General features: G+C 73.5%; 17 protein-coding genes. 6 read left to right on the top strand and 11 right to left on the bottom strand.

The features are described 5' to 3' along the window. Positions 1-345: 345 nt before the first annotated feature. A complete protein-coding gene (locus AY578_RS03225; protein WP_161232952.1) occupies positions 346-1,071 on the bottom strand; it encodes an MBL fold metallo-hydrolase in 726 nt (241 codons plus the stop codon). Between the two features lie 66 nt (positions 1,072-1,137). Beyond that, entirely contained in the window at positions 1,138-2,499 is a 1,362-nt protein-coding gene (locus AY578_RS03220) for a dipeptidase (protein ID WP_136237320.1), read from the bottom strand. 193 nt (positions 2,500-2,692) lie between these two features. Here AY578_RS03220 and AY578_RS03215 point away from each other — a divergent pair, with 193 nt between their 5' ends. Next, positions 2,693-3,937 carry a geranylgeranyl reductase family protein gene (locus tag AY578_RS03215; protein ID WP_019524617.1) on the top strand — a complete coding sequence of 415 codons (1,245 nt, stop codon included), beginning with the start codon at positions 2,693-2,695 and terminating at the stop codon, positions 3,935-3,937. Between the two features lie 81 nt (positions 3,938-4,018). Here AY578_RS03215 and AY578_RS03210 read toward each other — a convergent pair whose 3' ends face one another. Continuing rightward, a complete protein-coding gene (locus AY578_RS03210; RefSeq protein ID WP_251144141.1) occupies positions 4,019-4,495 on the bottom strand; it encodes a nitroreductase family deazaflavin-dependent oxidoreductase in 477 nt (158 codons plus the stop codon). A gap of 130 nt (positions 4,496-4,625) precedes the next feature. On the opposite strand from AY578_RS03210, the gene AY578_RS03205 reads away from it, so the two are divergent. From AY578_RS03205 to AY578_RS03195, 3 genes are all read left to right on the top strand, one after another. Then, entirely contained in the window at positions 4,626-5,330 is a 705-nt protein-coding gene (locus AY578_RS03205; RefSeq protein WP_028959950.1) for a TetR/AcrR family transcriptional regulator, read from the top strand. Between the two features lie 1,113 nt (positions 5,331-6,443). Next, the gene (locus tag AY578_RS03200; protein ID WP_215048384.1) at positions 6,444-7,721 is read left to right on the top strand and encodes a sensor histidine kinase; all 1,278 of its coding nucleotides are present in this window, start codon (positions 6,444-6,446) and stop codon (positions 7,719-7,721) included. After that, complete coding sequence (locus AY578_RS03195; protein ID WP_028961326.1) at positions 7,718-8,383, top strand: response regulator; 666 nt, start codon at positions 7,718-7,720, stop codon at positions 8,381-8,383. The genes AY578_RS03200 and AY578_RS03195 overlap by 4 nt, the downstream gene beginning before the upstream one ends. Here AY578_RS03195 and AY578_RS03190 read toward each other — a convergent pair. The 4 genes from AY578_RS03190 to AY578_RS03175 form a co-directional block, all read right to left on the bottom strand. Further along, the gene (locus AY578_RS03190) at positions 8,344-8,649 is read right to left on the bottom strand and encodes a DUF6332 family protein (protein WP_028961327.1); all 306 of its coding nucleotides are present in this window, start codon (positions 8,647-8,649) and stop codon (positions 8,344-8,346) included. The genes AY578_RS03195 and AY578_RS03190 overlap by 40 nt on opposite strands. Positions 8,650-8,702: 53 nt before the next feature. Next, positions 8,703-9,437, bottom strand: coding sequence for a maleylpyruvate isomerase family mycothiol-dependent enzyme (locus tag AY578_RS03185; RefSeq protein WP_136237318.1), 735 nt, complete (start codon positions 9,435-9,437; stop codon positions 8,703-8,705). Between the two features lie 54 nt (positions 9,438-9,491). Then, on the bottom strand, positions 9,492-10,370 hold the full coding sequence (locus AY578_RS03180; protein WP_028961329.1) for an SDR family oxidoreductase: 879 nt from the start codon (positions 10,368-10,370) through the stop codon (positions 9,492-9,494). Between the two features lie 110 nt (positions 10,371-10,480). Then, positions 10,481-11,644: an MFS transporter gene (locus AY578_RS03175; protein ID WP_019524609.1), complete on the bottom strand. Its 1,164-nt coding sequence runs from the start codon at positions 11,642-11,644 to the stop codon at positions 10,481-10,483. 253 nt (positions 11,645-11,897) lie between these two features. Between AY578_RS03175 and AY578_RS03170 the strand changes: the two genes are divergently transcribed. Together AY578_RS03170 and AY578_RS03165 are read left to right on the top strand one after the other, a co-directional pair. Next, complete coding sequence (locus AY578_RS03170; RefSeq protein ID WP_251144416.1) at positions 11,898-12,380, top strand: hypothetical protein; 483 nt, start codon at positions 11,898-11,900, stop codon at positions 12,378-12,380. A gap of 180 nt (positions 12,381-12,560) precedes the next feature. Next, the gene (locus AY578_RS03165; RefSeq protein WP_019524607.1) at positions 12,561-13,289 is read left to right on the top strand and encodes a class F sortase; all 729 of its coding nucleotides are present in this window, start codon (positions 12,561-12,563) and stop codon (positions 13,287-13,289) included. A gap of 62 nt (positions 13,290-13,351) precedes the next feature. Here AY578_RS03165 and AY578_RS03160 read toward each other — a convergent pair whose 3' ends face one another. Genes AY578_RS03160 through AY578_RS03145 form a run of 4 tightly spaced genes read right to left on the bottom strand, consistent with a single transcriptional unit; the run spans position 13,352 to position 16,842 of the window. Then, positions 13,352-13,705 carry a cellulose-binding domain-containing protein gene (locus AY578_RS03160; RefSeq protein ID WP_370879104.1) on the bottom strand — a complete coding sequence of 118 codons (354 nt, stop codon included), beginning with the start codon at positions 13,703-13,705 and terminating at the stop codon, positions 13,352-13,354. A gap of 20 nt (positions 13,706-13,725) precedes the next feature. Further along, the gene (locus AY578_RS03155) at positions 13,726-15,288 is read right to left on the bottom strand and encodes a tripartite tricarboxylate transporter permease (RefSeq protein ID WP_215049159.1); all 1,563 of its coding nucleotides are present in this window, start codon (positions 15,286-15,288) and stop codon (positions 13,726-13,728) included. Between the two features lies 1 nt (position 15,289). Then, complete coding sequence (locus tag AY578_RS03150; protein ID WP_258902008.1) at positions 15,290-15,862, bottom strand: tripartite tricarboxylate transporter TctB family protein; 573 nt, start codon at positions 15,860-15,862, stop codon at positions 15,290-15,292. Then, positions 15,859-16,842 (bottom strand): Bug family tripartite tricarboxylate transporter substrate binding protein, encoded by a 984-nt coding sequence (locus AY578_RS03145; RefSeq protein WP_019524603.1) that lies wholly within the window; start codon positions 16,840-16,842, stop codon positions 15,859-15,861. Before AY578_RS03145 ends, AY578_RS03150 begins: the two co-directional genes overlap by 4 nt. Positions 16,843-16,955: the final 113 nt, after the last annotated feature.

Raw genomic sequence — 16,955 nt, 5'->3', positions numbered from 1 at the left:
CACTCGGACTGTCGTCCCCTGCATGGCTCGCGTGACGCGTGGGCCCCGTCGCCGTAGCGTGTGGGAGGCGCGGGCGGCCGAGCCGGTCGGTTCTCGGGGCCTATGACGCCTCCGGCGCGCCTGCTGTGTCGAGCCTCCGCGGGCGTGGGGCGGTGACCTGAAGTGGCTCCTCGCGCGGCGCCTCAGCCGTGCCGCGGCGCGGGCCTTCCGTCGTGCCCTACGGGTTACCGGCACGGAGACTCGTCGCCCGGCACCGGCGGGGGATGTCCCGTCTTCGCGCGGCCGGCCCAGGCGGGGTGGGGCGGGCGGCGGACTTTTCCGCCGGTCCCATGCCCGGCGGCGATCTCAGCGGCCGGCGTCCCGGCCGGTCGCTTCCAGCATCGCCCGCAGCCCCGCTCCCGCGTTCTCCAGGACCGGGTCGCCGTGGCCGAAGCAGGCCACCTCCGGGTCGAGGCCCGCCAAGCGGGCGCAGGACGCCATGAGCTGTCCCCTGTCCAGATTGAAGACGCCCGGGATCGGCACGCCGTCCGTCGGTGACGCCGCCACCGTGTCGCCGGTGAACAGAACGCCGTCCTCGGGCAGATGGAGGGCGATACTGCCCCGGGTGTGCCCCGGGACGTGCAGCACCCGGGCGCCGCCGCCGATGTCCAGGACGTCCCCGTCCGACAACTCCGTGATCCGAGAAGGGCGTTCCGGGTCGTCCGGAGGCAGCAGGGACAGCGCGCGCCGGTGCAGGGGGCGCTCCCAGTCCTCCAGCATCGGGGGCGGACCCGGCACGTCGCCGCGCACGTGGGGCGCGTCGAGCCGATGGGCCAGCACCTCCGCCCCGGTCAGCGCCGCGACCTCCGCCGCGCCGCCCGCGTGGTCCTCGTGGAAGTGGGTCACCACGATCCGCCGGACGGCCTCCGGGCGCGTGCCGAGGGACGTCACGGCCTCGACGATCCGCGCGCCCGACCCCGCCGGTCCGGCGTCGATCAGGGTCAGCGCGTCCGGGCCGTCACGCCAGACGTACGCCTGGCCGACCGGGAAGCGCAGCATCACCAGGCGGGGAAGCAGCTCGACGGCGTCCATGCCCAGGACCGTAGGGCAGGGCCCCCGCCCGGAGGCGGAGGCTCTGCTCTCGGCAGAGGGCGCCGGTCAGTTGGAGCCGGAGGCGTAGTTGCGCAGGAACAGCGCCTCCGCCACCGACAGCCGCTCCAGCTCGTCCGGGGACACGCTCTCGTTCAGCGCGTGGATCTGCGCCTCCGGCTCGCTCAGGCCGATCAGCAGGATCTCCGCCTTCGGGTAGAGGGCGGCGAGCGTGTTACACAGCGGGATCGAGCCGCCCTGACCCGCGTACTGCATCTCCTGGCCCGGGTACGCCGCCGCCATCGCGTCCGCCATGGCCTGGTACGCGGGGCTGGCCGGGTCGGCGCGGAACGCCTGGCCCTGGCCGATCTGCTCGGTGGTGACCCGCGCGCCCCACGGCGTGTGCGACTCGATGTGCGCCCGCAGCAGTTCGGTCGCCTTCGCCGCGTCCACGCCCGGCGGCACCCGCAGGCTGATCAGCGCCCGCGCGCTCGCCTGCACGGACGGCGTGGCGCCGACCACCGGCGGGCAGTCGATGCCGAGCACGGTGACCGCAGGGCGCGCCCAGATGCGGTCGGCGACCGTGCCGGAGCCGATCAGCTCCACGCCGTCCAGCACCTTGGCGTCCTTGCGGAACTGCTCGTCCTCGTACTGGATGCCCTCCCAGGCGCTGTCGCCGGTCAGGCCGTCCACGGTCGTGCTGCCGTCCTCCGCGCGCAGCGAGTCCAGCACCCGCACCAGCGCGGCCAGCGCGTCGGGCGCGGCACCGCCGAACTGCCCCGAGTGCAGGTTGCCCTCGAGCGTGTCGACGCGCACCCGCACCAGCGTCATACCGCGCAGTGTGGTGGTGACGGTCGGCAGGCCGGCGCGGAAGTTGCCCGCGTCGCCGATGACGATCGTGTCGGCGGTGAGCAGGTCCGGGTGCTCCTCGGCGTACCGCTCCAGGCCGCCCGTGCCCTGCTCCTCCGAGCCCTCCACGATGATCTTGACGTTGACCGGCACGCCGCCGTTCGCCTTCAGGGCGCGCAGCGCGAGCAGGTGCATGATGACGCCGCCCTTGCAGTCGGCGGCGCCGCGCCCGTACCAGCGGCCGTCCCGCTCGGTCAGCTCGAACGGCGGCGTGGTCCAGCCGGCCTCGTCCAGCGGCGGCTGCACGTCGTAGTGCGCGTACAGCAGCACGGTCTTCGCGCCCTCCGGGCCGGGCAGGTAGCCGTAGACCGACTGGGTGCCGTCCGGGGTGTCGAGCAGGGCGACGTCCTGGAAGCCCTCGGCGGTGAGCGCGTCGGCGATCCAGCGGGCCGCGCCCTCGCTCTCCTCACGGGGGAACTGGTCGAAGTCCGCCACCGACTTGAAGGCCACCAGCTCGGTGAGCTCCTCCTTCGCCCTGGGCATCAGTGAGGCGACGGTCACGGCGACCGGATTCGACGACATGGGCACGCTCCTTGTAGGTGCGACGTTGTGCAAGTGCGTACTTCTCGGTACGCGATGATCGTGTGGTGTGCGTGAGTGACCCATGTAAGGGCCACTCACGCGCCGATCCTCCCACAGCGGACCGTGACGACCGCCGCCGTAGGATGCGGGAGGACAGCAGCGGCAGGCGGCGTGATCGGAGCAGCGGACCATCGTGAGCAGCGACAACTCTTCGGCGGACGACGTGCGGCAGGTGTGGGACGTCGTCGTGGTGGGCGCGGGACCCGCGGGGGCGTCGGCGGCCTACGCGGCGGCGGTCGCGGGGCGGCGCGTGCTGCTGCTGGAGAAGGCGGAGCTGCCCCGCTACAAAACCTGCGGCGGCGGCATCATCGGTCCGTCGCGCGACGCGCTGCCGCCCGGCTTCGAGCTGCCGCTCAAGGACCGGGTGCACGCGGTGACGTTCTCCAGCAACGGCCGCTTCACCCGCACCCGCCGCTCCCGGCAGATGCTCTTCGGGCTCATCAACCGGCCCGAGTTCGACCAGCAGCTCGTCGAGCACGCGCAGAAGGCCGGGGCCGAACTGCGCACGGGCGTCGCCGTGCAGCGCGTCGAGCAGCACGGCTCGGCCGTCCCGGACCGGCGCACGGTCGCCGTCGTCCTCCAGGGCGGCGAGACGGTGCTCGCGCGGGCCGTGGTCGGCGCCGACGGCAGCGCCGGCCGCATAGGGGCGCACGTCGGGGTCAAGCTGGACCAGGTCGACCTGGGCCTCGAGGCGGAGATCCCGGTGCCGGAGACGGTTGCCGAGGACTGGAAGGGGCGGGTGCTCATCGACTGGGGACCCATGCCCGGCAGTTACGGCTGGGTCTTCCCCAAGGGCGACACCCTCACCGTGGGTGTCATCTCGCGGCGTGGCGAAGGCGCCGCCACCAAGCGGTACTTGGAGGACTTCATCGCCCGGCTGGGTCTCGCCGGCTTCGAACCGGCGATCTCCTCCGGGCATCTGACCCGCTGCCGGGCCGACGACTCGCCGCTGTCCCGCGGCCGCGTGCTGGTCTGCGGTGACGCGGCGGGGCTGCTGGAGCCGTGGACCCGCGAGGGCATCTCCTTCGCGCTGCGCTCCGGCCGGCTGGCGGGGGAGTGGGCGGTGCGCATCGCCGAGGCGCACGACGCCGTGGACACCCGGCGCCAGGCCCTCAACTACGCGTTCGCCGTGAAGGCGGGCCTCGGCGTCGAGATGAGCGTCGGCAAGCGGATGCTGGCGGCGTTCGAGCAGCGTCCGGGTGTCTTCCACGCGGTGCTGACGGGCTTCCGCCCCGCGTGGAAGGCGTTCAAGGACATCACGCAGGGCTCGACGACGCTCGGCGATTTGGTCCGCACCCACCCGATGGCCCACCGCGCGCTGATGGCACTGGACCGGCGTCCGGCGAGCGGGGGCGGGGAGGGCGGTTCCGGGCAGTGACCGGGGCCGGGTCGGCCCTGGACGGTGACCGGGGTCTGTGTCGGACGGTGTGGGAGCTCGGTCCCCGACGGTGGTTCGGGGTTAGCCCTCGACGGTGATCCGGAAGACCGGGTGGTCGGGGGCCGCCGTCAGGATCTCCTCGTCGGAGGACTTGGCGGTGACCCCCTTGAAGTACTGGTTGACCTCCCAGCCCCACTTCTCCAGGTAGGTCCGCAGCAGCGGCAGCTTCTCCTCGTCGGGGATCTCCACCGCCGTGAAGGTGCGCACCTTGCGGCCCACGCGCAGCTCACCGCCGCCGGCGGCCCGCATGTTGCGCACCCACTGGGAGTGCCCGCGCGCCGAGACCAGGTACTGCTGCCCCTCGTAGGTGTGCGGGTTGACCGGGACGCGCTGCATCTGCCCGCTCTTGCGGCCGCGGACGGACAGCTCTGCGGTGCCGGCGAGGCTGATGCCGTGCCGGGCCAGCCAGCCGACGATCCGGTTGAAGCGGGTGGCGAGGGGACCGGCGGTGAAGTAGTACGGGGCGGACGACGACATCGGGACCTCCGGGAAGGGCATGTGGAGAGCGCCGCTCTGATGTGTGAGCACTGCTCTCGCTTCGACTTCAGTGTGCCCGGTTCGGCGCGGCGACGCAAGAGCAGTGCTCTCGTTTGTGTGCACCGCTCTGTTTTCGTGGAACACTGACGGCATGACGAGCACACCGCACGGTGCCCGCGCGCGGGCCAGGATCGAGATCACCGCGGCCATCAAGGAGGAGGCGCGGCGGCGGCTCGCCGAGCAGGGCGCCGCCGAGCTGTCCCTGCGGGCCGTGGCCAGAGCGCTCGGCATGGCGTCCTCCGCGATCTACCGCTACTTCCCCAGTCGTGACGACCTGCTGACCGCTCTCATCATCGACGCCTACGACTCCCTCGGCGAGACGGCGGAAGCGGCCCTGAAGGCGTCCGCCGGAGCCGCCTCGGGGGAGCGCTGGACCGCCGTGTGCGAGGCCATCCGCGGCTGGGCGCTGGCGCATCCGCACGAGTACGCGCTGATCTACGGCTCGCCCGTGCCCGGTTACGCCGCGCCCGCGACCACCGTCCCGGCGGCCTCGCGGGTGGGCTTCGCCCTCATCGAGGTCGTCCGCGACGCCCATCGGGCCGGGGAGCTGGACGTCCCGGCCGTTCCCGCCGGCCTGGAGGCCGAGGCCGCGCGGATGGCGGCGGACTTCGTCCCCGATCTGCCGCCCGCGGTGGCGCCGGCCTGCGTGGCCGTCTGGGCGCAGCTGCTCGGCCTGATCGGCTTCGAGGTGTTCGGCCAGTTCACCCGGATCGTGGAGGAACGGGACGCGTTCTTCCGCCACACGATCGGCGGCCTCGCCCGCACGGTAGGTCTCCGGCACGCCGGCGCTTCTTAGTACGCCTTGGGGTGCCGCCAGTCGGGTGGGTCTGCGCCCGGCCGGCGCTTCCTGGGCCGCGTGGCCTGTGACGCCGCCCGCGGGGTGGGTCTGCGACCGGTCGCTGCATCCTGGGCTGCGCGCATTGCGCTCGGTCTGCGGCCCGGCGTCTTCCGGGCTCCGCGCCCCGCAGGTCCGGCCACGCGCGGTCGAATGCCGTTCCGCGGTACCTCCGCTCCTCGCCTCGCCGTCGGTCTGCGGCCCGGTGTCTGGGCTGTGCGCCTTGCGGTCTTGCCTGCGTGGTGGGCGTGGGCCCTGTGGGCGCTTCCTGGACTGTGCGGCCTGTGGTGCCGGCCGCGGGGTGGGGCTGCGACCGGTCGGTGCTTCCTGGGCTGCGCGCCTTGTGGTCGGTCTGCGGCCCGGCGTCTTCCGGGCTCCGAGCCCCGCAATTCCGGCCACGCGCGGTCGAATGCCGTTCCGCGGTACCTCCGCTCCTCGCCTCGCCGTCGGTCTGCGGCCCGGTGTCTGGGCTGTGCGCCTTGCGGTCTTGCCTGCGTGGTGGGCGTGGGTCCTGTCGGCGCTTCCTGGACTGTGCGGCCTGTGGTGCCGGCCGCGGGGTGGGGCTGCGACCGGTCGGTGTCTCCCGGTTTCCGCGTCTCCGCCGTCGGCCTGCGGCCCGCGTTTCCTGGACGGCGCACTTGGCGGTTCGCCCACACGGCGGCCTTGCTGGTTTCGCCTCTCGCGGGCGGCCCTGCGGTTCGACGCCTTCCGGGCTCGGTCGCGGCGCCGCCCGCGGGGTGGGTTTGCGACCGGCTCGCGCCTTCGGGATTCCGCGCCTCCGCCGTCGGCCTGCGGCCCCGCGTCTCCCGGGCCGCGCGCCTCGCAGGGGCGCCCGCTGGGTGGGCCCGCGCCTGGCCGGCGTCCCCGGACTCCGCCCCCGTGGTCGGCCTGCGCGTTCGGTCTGGGGACCGGCCTCGCTCAGGCTCCCCGCCTGCAGAGCCGCCGACGCGATCGAACGCCGTCCCGGGCGTCTCCCAAGCCCCCACCCCGCCCGGGCGTACTTCCCCGGGAGTACGTGTGATCACGCCGTCCGGCCGACGCCGCCCGTCCGCCGGGGCGTCTAGCGTGGCGCACATGCAGAAACAGCGTGGGCCCGGTACCGGCCTGCCGCAACGGTGGCGACCCGGGGGGCCGCCGCCCCGGTGGTGGCGGCACGGGCCGCCCGGGTGGAGCCGCCGCGCCGCCGAGCGGGACGAGAACCTGGAGTCGGCCGGCCGCGCCCGGTGGCCGTGGCCCTCCACCCTGCTGTTCACCGCCTTCGTCCTGGTCGGCTCCGGCTTCGCCGGCCACGCCCAGGCGGGCGAGCGGGTCGCCCTCGACCCGCTGGGCGGCGTGCTGCTGTTCGTGTCGGGTGCGCTGCTGCTGTGGCGGTGGCGGCGACCCGTCGCCGTGCTGTGGGGCACGGTCGCCACTGTCCTCGTCTACTTCGCGGCCGGATATCCGTACGGGCCCGTCCTCCTGACCGTCGCGGTGGCGTGTTTCACCGTCGTCGTCTCGGGGCGGCGGTACGCGGCCTGGGCGGCGATGGGGACGCTGTGGGGCGGGCATCTGCTGCTCGTCCACGTCCTGTACCGGTGGCTGCCTCCGTCGGGCGACGACGCGGCCCCCTGGACGGAGGAGATCGTCGTCGCCACCTGGGCGGTGGCGCTCCTCGCCGTGTCCGAACTGGCCCGCGTCCGCCGCGAACAGTGGGCGCGGGAGCGGGCCGAGCGTGCCCGTGCGGAGCGGCGGCGCGCCGACGAGGAGCGGCTGCGCATCGCCCGCGAACTGCACGACGTGCTCGCGCACAGCATCTCCGTCATCAACGTGCAGGCCGGAGTGGGGCTCGCTTTGCTGGACAGTGACCCCGAGCAGGCCCGCACCGCGCTCACCACCATCAAGGCCAAGAGCAAGGAGGCGCTCGGCGAGGTCCGCCAGGTGCTCGACACCCTGCGCGCCCCCGGAGCCGCCCCGCGCACCCCCGCGCCCGGCCTGGACCGGCTCCCCGAACTGGTCGAACAGGCCGCGAGCGCCGGACTGACCGTCACCGTCGAGGGCGAGCCGCCCCGGCTGTCGCCCGGCGCCGACCTGGCCGCCTTCCGCATCGTCCAGGAGGCCCTCACCAACGTCGTACGGCACTCCGGGTCCCGCGAGGCACGCGTACACATCGAACACGGTGAGGGACGGCTGCGGCTGACGGTCGACGACGACGGGCCCGCCACCGGCGCGGACGCGGGCGGCACCGGCAACGGGCTCGCCGGGATGCGGGAGAGGGCCTCCGCGCTCGGTGGCACCATCGAGGCGGGCACCCGCCCGGACGGAGGGTTCCGTGTGCTCGCCGTTCTGCCGATCGCGACCGAGGAGGACCGGTGATCCGTGTGGTGCTCGCCGACGACCAGTCACTGGTCAGGGCGGGCTTTTGCGCCCTGCTGGACGCACAGCCGGACATCGAGGTGGCGGGGGAGGCCGCCGACGGCGAGGAGGCGCTGCGCCTGATCCGCGAACTGCGGCCCGACGTCGTGCTGATGGACATCCGCATGCCCGCCCTGGACGGCCTCGCCGCCACCCGCCGCGTCACCGAGGACCCGGACCTGGGCGAGGTGAAGGTGGTCATGCTCACCACCTTCGAGCTGGACGAGTACGTCTTCGAGGCGATCCGCTCGGGCGCCTCCGGCTTCCTGGTGAAGGACACCGAGCCCGACGAACTGCTGCGCGCCGTACGGGCGGTGGTCGACGGGGACGCCCTGCTCTCGCCGAGCGTGACGCGCCGGCTGATCGCCGAGTTCGCCGCCCGCTCCAAGGAACCGGCCGCCGCCGGCGCCCTGTCGGAGCTGACCGAGCGGGAGCGGGAGGTGATGGCACTGGTCGGACTCGGCCTGACCAACGAGGAGATCGCCCGCCGTCTGGTGGTGAGCCCGCTCACCGCCAAGACCCACGTCAGCCGCACCATGGTGAAACTGGGCGCCCGCGACCGCGCCCAACTGGTCGTCCTCGCCTACGAGTCAGGGCTTGTGCGGCCGGGCTGGCTGGGCTGAGACTCCCGCCGGAACCGCACCAGGACGGACACGGTCCGCACGGCGAACAGCACTCCCGCGAGCACCCCGCCCCCGCGCACCAGCACGGTCTCCGCCGTCCCCGGCGGCGCGAACAGCAGCGCGGGGCCCGCCACCGCGCCGAACACCACGGCCGCCGCGAAGGCCGCGCTGCACAGCGCGTATCCGATCTCGACGGTGATCGCGTCCCGCTCGGCCTGACCGCGCCGGCCGTTGCCGCGTGTCCGACGTCCCCCGTGTTCCCGCATGCCGGGAGTGAAACAGGCGGGCGGCCGGCGGGCAAGCACCCCCGGACTCGGCGTCAGACGATCGCGGACGTCTCCCGCCACAGCTCCGCGAGCGCCGCGTCACCCGTCACCGTCGGCACGGGGAGCCGGTTCCACAGCGACAGGTACAGCTCGGCGGCGGGACCCGACACCTCGCACTCCGCGTCCCCGGCCGCGTCCCGCGTGGTCACCGGCGGCTCCTGCGACAGCCGTACGGTCCACACCGCGTCCGCGTCGGTCGCGCGGACCCGGAGCACGCGCGGCTCGGGGGTGCGGACGCGGCTCCTGCGGCGGGCGTGGAAGCCGCGCAGCAGTTCGTCGACGCCGTCCACCGCGAAGTCCGCGGCGACGGGCGTCGGTTCGCCACCGAGCGCCCCCTCCGCGTCGTAGCGGTGCACGGCCGTCTCATGGGCCTGGCGGCGGGCCCAGAAGCCGAGCCCGGACTCGGCGCCCGGCAGAAAGGTCCAGCACTCCACGTCCGGCTTCGCCTCGTGCAGCGTGTCGAGCAGCGCGCGGTGGCAGGCGCGGTACCAGGCGACCAGCTCCTCACCGTCCAGGTCCGGGTGTTCCTCCATCGGGCGGGGCGTCGGACGCGCGTCGGCGACGAAGCCCGCCGCCCACCGGTGCACCACGCCGGTGTGCCGCAGCAGGTCCCGCACCTGCCAGTCCGGGCAGGCGGGTATGGGGGCGTCGGGCCCCGCCTGCTCTGCCGCGTCGGCCAGCGACCGGCCCTCGTGCTCGAGAATCTCCAGGTACCAGGCAGTCTCCATGGCCGGGAGTCTGCCCCACGGAGGGCCGCCGCGATCAGTGCTTTTCCCGATGCCTTACGGCAGCGGCGTCCCGCCCGTCGCGTTCACGATCTCGGCGGTGATGTACGACGCCTCCTGCGAGGCGAGGAACACGTACGCCGGGGCCATCTCGGCCGGCTGCGCCGGACGCCCGATCGGGGCCTGCTTGCCGAACTCCGCGGTGTCCGGCAGCGTCGCCGGGATCAGCGGCGTCCACACCGGGCCCGGCGCCACGGCGTTGACCCGGATGCCCCGCTCGATCAGCATCTGCGCCAGCCCCTGCGTGAACGTGACGATGGCGCCCTTGGTCGTCGCGTAGTCCAGCAGATGCGGGCTCGGCTTGTACGCCTGCACGGACGCCGAGTTGATGATGCTGCCGCCCTCGTTGATGTGCGGCACGGCGAACTTGCACAGCCAGAACATGCCGTACAGGTTGGTGCGGACCACCCGGTCGAACTGCTCGGTGGTGATCGCCTCGATGCCGTCCGGCTGCGACATCTGGTAGGCGGCGTTGTTCACCAGGATGTCGATGCCGCCGAACTCGGAGACCGCACGGTCGATCAGCGCCCGGCAGTTCTCCTCCTCCCGGATGTCGCAGGACACGGCCACGGCACGCCGGCCGGCCTCCTCCACCCAGCGTGCGGTCTCGTCCGCCTCGTCCTTCTCGCTGTCCAGGTACGTGAAAAGCACGTCGGCCCCCTCGCGGGCGAACGCCAGGGCGACCGCGCGGCCGATGCCGGAGTCCCCGCCCGTGATCACGGCCGTACGGCCCGCCAGGCGGCCGCTGCCCCGGTAGGAGTCCTCACCGTGGTCCGGGGGCGGGTCCATGGGGCCGGTCCAGCCCGGGTGCGGCTGGTCCTGGGAGGGGAAGTCGGGGGTGGGGTGCTGGTCGACGGGGTTCTGCTGCTCGCTCACGGTCTCTCCCTGGTCCGCACGGTGTCGCTTGCGGCGTCCGCCGGGCGGAGGACCGGCGGACGCCGACGAACCGGGTACCCCGGCACCGCCGGGAGATCCCCTCCGGACGCTCAGTCCGTCCGTACGTGCCGGGTCGTGAACCCGATGGTGGTGGCCACCGCCGCCAGCACCGCCACGCTGGTCAGGGCGGCCGGGAGGCTGTACCAGTCGGCCATGAAACCGATCGCGGGCGGGCCGAGCAGCATCCCTCCGTAGCCCAGCGTGGAGGCGGTCGCCACCCCGCTCGGGCCCGCAAGGGCGCCCGCCCGCTCCACCGCCACGGGGAAGAGGTTGGCGAGCCCCAGCCCGGTCACGGCATATCCCAGCAGCGCCGCCCACAGGTACGGGGCGAGCGCGCCGAGCAGCATCCCGGCTGCGGCCGTGGAGCCGCCCACCAGGATCGTGCGCGTCCGGCCCAGCCGCTCCAGCAGTGTGGTGCCGCTCAGCCGGCCGACCGTCATGGCGAGCGCGAAGCACAGGTACCCGACGGCCGCCGCGCCCGGCGAGGCGTCCAGGTCCTGCTCCAGATGGAGCGCGCCCCAGTCGGCCAGCGCCCCCTCGCCGTAGGCGGTGCACAGCGCGATCAGCCCGAAGACGGCCACCAGGGCGCGGGTGCGCCGGTCGCGCCGGGGCCCGGAGCCCTCGGCGGGCCGTCCTCCGTCCGCCGGGGTCAGCGGCTCGCAGCGCATCAGCGCCCGCCCCGCGACCGCCGTCACCAGCAGCGCGACCACGGCGAGGCCCGTGAGATGCCGGACCGGCGACAGGGAGCCGGCGACCAGGGCGCCCAGCCCCGCGCCGATCATGCCGCCCAGGCTGAACGCGGCGTGGAAACTCGGCATGATCGGCCGGCCCAACGCCGCCACCAAATCGACGGCCGCACTGTTGAAGGCCACGTTGATCCCGCCGTACGCAGCGCCGAACACCAGCAGCACGGCGCCCAGCGCGAGTGCGGAGTGGGTCAGCGCCGGCAGGGCCACGCTGACGCTCAGCAGCACCGCGCAGACCACGGTGACCAGGTGGCTGCCGTACCGGCGGCACAGCCTGCCGGTCAGCGTCATGGTGATCACGGCGCCCGCGGAGACGCCGAGCAGCGCGAGCCCCAGGGTGCTCGCGGACGCCCCGGTCTGTTCCTTGACGGCGGGGATGCGCACGACCCAGCCGGCGAAGACGAAGCCGTCGAGGGCGAAGAAGGCGGTCAGGGCGAGTCGGAGTCGGACGAGGTCGGTACCCGGCACGGCACTGTGCGGACGGGTTTTGTTTATCAGCGGCACAAAAGCAGGCTAGGCGGCGTACCGATGTCGCGGCAAGAGGTCGCGGGACACGGCGGAAGCGAGCCGGCACACGGCCGGAGGGGTGGGCGGGTTAACCCGTGTGATTGTCCCGGATGGTGGCGCCGCACGAGATGGCTGAGCGTGGATCAGGCCGGAGCCCGGGAGAGTTGTGCTGACGCGGAGTCAGCTGCCCGGCCTCCAGCGGAAGGACTCTCAGATGCGCTCTGCCCGCATGGTGCTCGCCGCCGCGACGGCAACGGCGGCTCTCGCCATCGCCGCCCCCGCGGCCTACGCCGACCACGACGGCGACAGCGGACACGACAAGTCTTCCTACAGCGAGGAGTACGACAAGGAGAGCAAGCACGACGGAGGCGGCAAGTACGACAAGCCGCACGGCGGAGTCCACACGGGCGGCGGCGCCCTCTCCGCGGTGACCGGCGACGACTGGGGCACCGCCAAGGACCCGAAGTACGACCCCGAGACCTACAAGGAGAAGGGCGACTCCGAGAGCGAGGAGTCCTGGAGCGGCAAGCAGGACAAGGAGTGGAAGCACGACAAGCCGCACGGCGGCGTGCACACCGGCGGCGGCGGTCTCGCCTCGCAGCCCGGTGTCACGGCGGGCGGCCTGGCCGCGCTGGCGGTCCTCGGCACCGGCGCCTACGCGCTGCGCCGTAAGAAGGTCGCCGGGGACATGGCCTGAGCCATGCCCGGGGTCATAGCGACCGGGGCCGTCCCCCGCGCACCGCGCGCCACGACGGCCCCGCTCGCCCCCCTGGTGCGTCCCCGCCGTTGAAGAGCTTTGCCCCTGAAAAACCGTCTCCCCGAAAGAGCCCTCCCCCTTGAAGTCCCCCCGCCGTGCCCGAATGAGGTGGTTCCCCCGATGCCGGTCAGCGCCCCCACTCCCGTCGAGCCCGACCAGGCGTCCCCGGCGAGGCGCAGAGTGCGCTCCGTGATGACCGCGGTCTTCTGGGGCGGCGCCGGTCTGCTGCTGGCCACCACGCTGATGGGCGGCGGCGAGGACACGCCCGACGACGCCCACGGACCGCACGCCACCCGCACGGTCGCCGCGGCCCCCTCGGCCGACGCGTCCACCGGACCGGCCGAGGGCGGGTCCGCCGCCTCTCCGGCCCCCGCCGAACGGTCCCCCGGCAAGCACCTGCCACGCTCCGCGCCGACCCGGCTGGTCATCCCGTCCATCGGCGTGAACGCCCCCTTCACCACCCTCGACCTCAACAGCGAGGGCCAGCTCGAGGCGCCCCCGCCGAACGACACCAACCTCGTCGGCTGGTACGCCAAGGGCGCCTCCCCGGGCGAACCGGGCGCGGCGATCATCGCGGGGCACGTGGACACCAAGACCTCCGCGGCCGTCTTCGCGCGCCTCGGCGAACTGGAGAAGGGCGACCGCTTCCAGGTGCGGCGCGCCGACGGCACCCGGGCCACGTTCGTCGTCGACGAGGCGGAAGCCTTCGCCAAGGACGACTTCCCGAACGAGCGCGTGTACGCCGACACCCCCGACGCGCAGGTCCGGCTCATCACGTGCGCCGGCGCCTACGACCACGCGGCCAAGGACTACACCGAGAACCTGGTGGTCTTCGCCCACCTCGTCTGACCCCACGGTCAACGACGAACGGCTGCCCGGAAGGGGAGGGACCCTCCGGGCAGCCGGCTCCGTCACGCCGCGGAGCACTCCGCGCCGTTCAGCAGGAACACCGTCGGGTCGGTGTCGGTCCCCGCCCGCGTGCCCGTGAAGCCCAGCGACACCGAGCCGGACGGCGGGATCGTCGCGGTGTACGGGGCCGCCTCGACGCTCACCTCCGCACCGCTCTGCGTCACCGTGCCGCCCCACAGGCTGGTGATCCGCTGGCCCGTCGGGAAGGTCCAGCGCAGCGTCCACCCGTCGACCGCGGTGCTCCTGGTGTTGCGGACGACGACCTCGCCCTGGAAGCCGCCGGGCCACTTACCCGTCACCCGGTAGGTGACCGCGCAGGGCCCGGCCGCCGGACCGGACGCCGTGATGACGTCCACCGTTCGACGACCGGGGTGCCTCAGACGCCTCGGTCGGTCGGCGTACGGGGTTCGGAGGACTCGGATGCCTCCGGTGTCTCCGGCGCCCCGGCCGTCGTCGCCGTACGGCGTGGCAGCGCCTTGCGGAGCAGCGGCCAGGCGAGCAGCAGCACCACGACCGCGTAGACGGTCACCGAGAACGGCGTGTTCACCAGGCCGGTGACGCTGCCGTCGCTGATCTGCAGCGCACGGCGCAGCTGCTGCTCGGCGGCCGGTCCGAGGATCACGCCGATGACGGCGGGCAGCACCGGCAGTCCGTAGCGCCGCATGCCGAACCCGATCAGGCCGATGGCCAGCAGCAGCACCAGGTCGATGACCTCGCCGCCGACCGCGTACGCGCCCACCGCCGCGAAGAACATGATCCCGGCGTACAGGTACGGACGCGGGATGCGCAGCAGCTTCGCCCACAGCGGCGCGAGCGGCAGGTTCAGCGCGAGCAGCAGCACCATGCCGACGAACAGCGAGGCGATCAGACCCCACACCAGGTCGGGTTCCCGCTCGAAGAGCAGCGGGCCGGGCTGGATGCCGTACTGCTGGAACGCGGCCAGCATCACCGCCGCGACCGCCGTGGTCGGCAGACCCAGCGTCAGCATCGACACCAGCGTGCCCGCCGCCGAGGCGGACGCCGCAGACTCGGGACCCGCCACGCCCTCGATGGCGCCCTTGCCCCACTCGTCCTTGTGCTTCGACAGCCGCTTCTCCGTCACGTACGACAGGAACGTCGGGATCTCCGCGCCGCCCGCCGGGATCGCGCCGAACGGGAAACCGATGAGCGGGCCGCGCGCCCAGGACTTCCAGGTGCGCCGCAGATCGGCGCGGCCCAGCCACGGCCGGCCCACCGGGATGGGCTCCGGCGGCCGGCGCCGCAGATGGGCGGCCACCCACAGCGCCTCGCCGATCGCGAACAGGCCCACCGCGACGATCACCACGTCCACGCCGTCGGCGAGGTGCAGCGAACCGAAGGTCAGCCGCTGCTGCCCGGTCATCTGGTCCAGGCCGATCAGACCGATCGTCAGACCGATCAGCAGCGACGCCAGGCCCCGGATCCGCGACGAGCCGAGGACGGACGTCACCGCGATGAACGCCAGCACCATGATGGCGAAGTAGTCCGGCGCGCCGATGTCCACCGCCAGGTCGGCGACCGTCGGCGCCAACGCCACCAGCAGCAGCGTGCCGACCATGCCGCCCGCGAAGTGGCCGACGGCGGCGGCCGCGAGGGCCTGAGCGCCGCGCCCCGACTTCGCCATCGGGTTGCCCTCCATCGCGGCGACCACGGCGGCGCTCTCACCGGGCGTGTTCAGCAGGATCGAGGTCGTCGAACCGCCGAACATCGCGCCGTAGTAGATGCCGGCGAACATGATGAACGCGCCGGTCGGCTCGAGCCCGTACGTCACCGGCAGCAGCAGGGCCACCGCCATCGCCGGGCCGATGCCCGGCAGCACGCCGATCGCCGTGCCGAGCAGCACGCCCACCGCGGCCCACAGGAGGTTGAGCGGGGTGAGGGCGGTGCCGAAGCCGTCCAGCAGGGAGTTGAGGGCGTTCATGTCACAGCACTCCCATCAGCGGACCGCCGGGCAGCGGCACTCCGAGCAGCTTGTCGAACAGGGCGTAGGTGGCCAGCGAGAGCACCGCCGCGATCAGCGGGTCGCGGTCCACCCGGCGGCTGCCGAGCGCGAAGGCGGCACCCCAGAACAGCAGGGCGCCCGCGGCGGGGAAGCCGAGCGGCTCGATGAGGACGGCGGAGCCGAGGAACACACCGGACAGCAGCAGGACCGTGCGCCAGTCGGCGGGTTCGGTCAGGTCGACGTCCTCACCGGTCTCGGCCTGCCCCCGGCCGCCGCGCAGCACGTCGACGGCGAGGAGGGCGGCGACGAGGAGCAGGCCGACGCCGACCACGACGGGCACGGTCTTCGGCCCGACCGGGCCGCGCTGGGTGATGTCGACGTCCATGGTGAGGGCGTCGGTGAGGACCAGTACGCCGAGGGCGAGGAGCAGGGCGCAGACGCCCAGTTCGGAGTGGTCGCGGAGCCAGGAGCGGGGGGCGCGGGGGGCTTCGGGGGCGGCCGCCTGTGCCGGCTCCGCCTTCTGCTCGGGCGTCGGGGCGGAGGGAGTGGTCACAGTCCGAGCTCCTTCAGTACCGACACCACGCGCTCGTCCTCGGCGGCCAGGAACGCGCCGAACTCGTCGCCGGTCAGGAACGCGTCGTCCCAGCCGTTGCGTTTCATGGACTCCTGCCACTCCTTCGAGTCGTGCAAGGCCTCCAGCAGCCGGACGAGCTTGCCGCGTTCGGCGTCGGTGAGGCCGGGCGGGGCGACGACACCCCGCCAGTTGGTGAACTCCACGTCGTAGCCGGACTCCTTGAGCGTGGGCGCGTCGAGGCCCGGTACGCGCTCGGGGCCGGTCACCGCGAGCAGCCGCAGCTCGCCCGCCTCGATCTGGTCGCGGTACTCGCCGACCCCCGAGACGCCGAAGGCGACCTTGCTGCCGAGGATCGAGGCGAGCAGCTCGCCTCCGCCGTCGAAGGGGATGTAGTTGACGTCCTTCGGGGCGATCCCGGCGGCCTGCGCCATCAGCATCGGCGCGAGGTGGTCGGGGCCGCCGGGGGAGGAGCCGCCGCCGACGGGAAGCCGCCCGGGAGCGGCCTTCCACGCCTTGATCAGGTCGTCGATGTCCTGGTACGGCGAGTCCTTGGCGACCACCACCACGTCCTGCTCCTCGGTGAGCCGGGCGAGGGGTGTCGTGTCGGCGAGGGTGCGGGGCGCATCGTTGGAGCGGACGGCGCCGACGACGCCGAGCCCCATCGACATCGCCAGCTTGCCGTTGCCGCGCTCGTTCACCAGACGGGTGAGGCCGACCGTGCCGCCGGCGCCGGGCAGGTTGAACACCTCGACGGAGCGGGTGAGTCCGGCTTCCTCGGCGTTCTTCGCGGCCGTGCGGGCGGTGATGTCGTAGCCGCCTCCGGGCGTGTTGGGAACCATGAGGCGCAGGCCCGGGATGTGGGTGCCGCTCTCGGCGCCGCTGCCGGTCGTGAGCAGCGGAGGGCCCACGAGGACGAGCAGAGCGGCGCCGAGCAGGGCGAGGGGTGTGCGCAGGCGCACGGGTGCCACCACCTGTCGGTCGGGTTGTGCGGGGTCGGGTGGATCGGATGGGTGGTTCGGGTGGGTTGCTGAGGTGCGTCACCCGTGGAGGGGGCGGGTGACGCGGGCCACAT

This window comes from Streptomyces thermocarboxydus, from assembly GCF_024760485.1.
Taxonomy (GTDB): domain Bacteria; phylum Actinomycetota; class Actinomycetes; order Streptomycetales; family Streptomycetaceae; genus Streptomyces; species Streptomyces cellulosae.
Note: the sequence above shows the minus strand (reverse complement) of the source record. Positions and strands in the feature narration are given on the sequence as shown.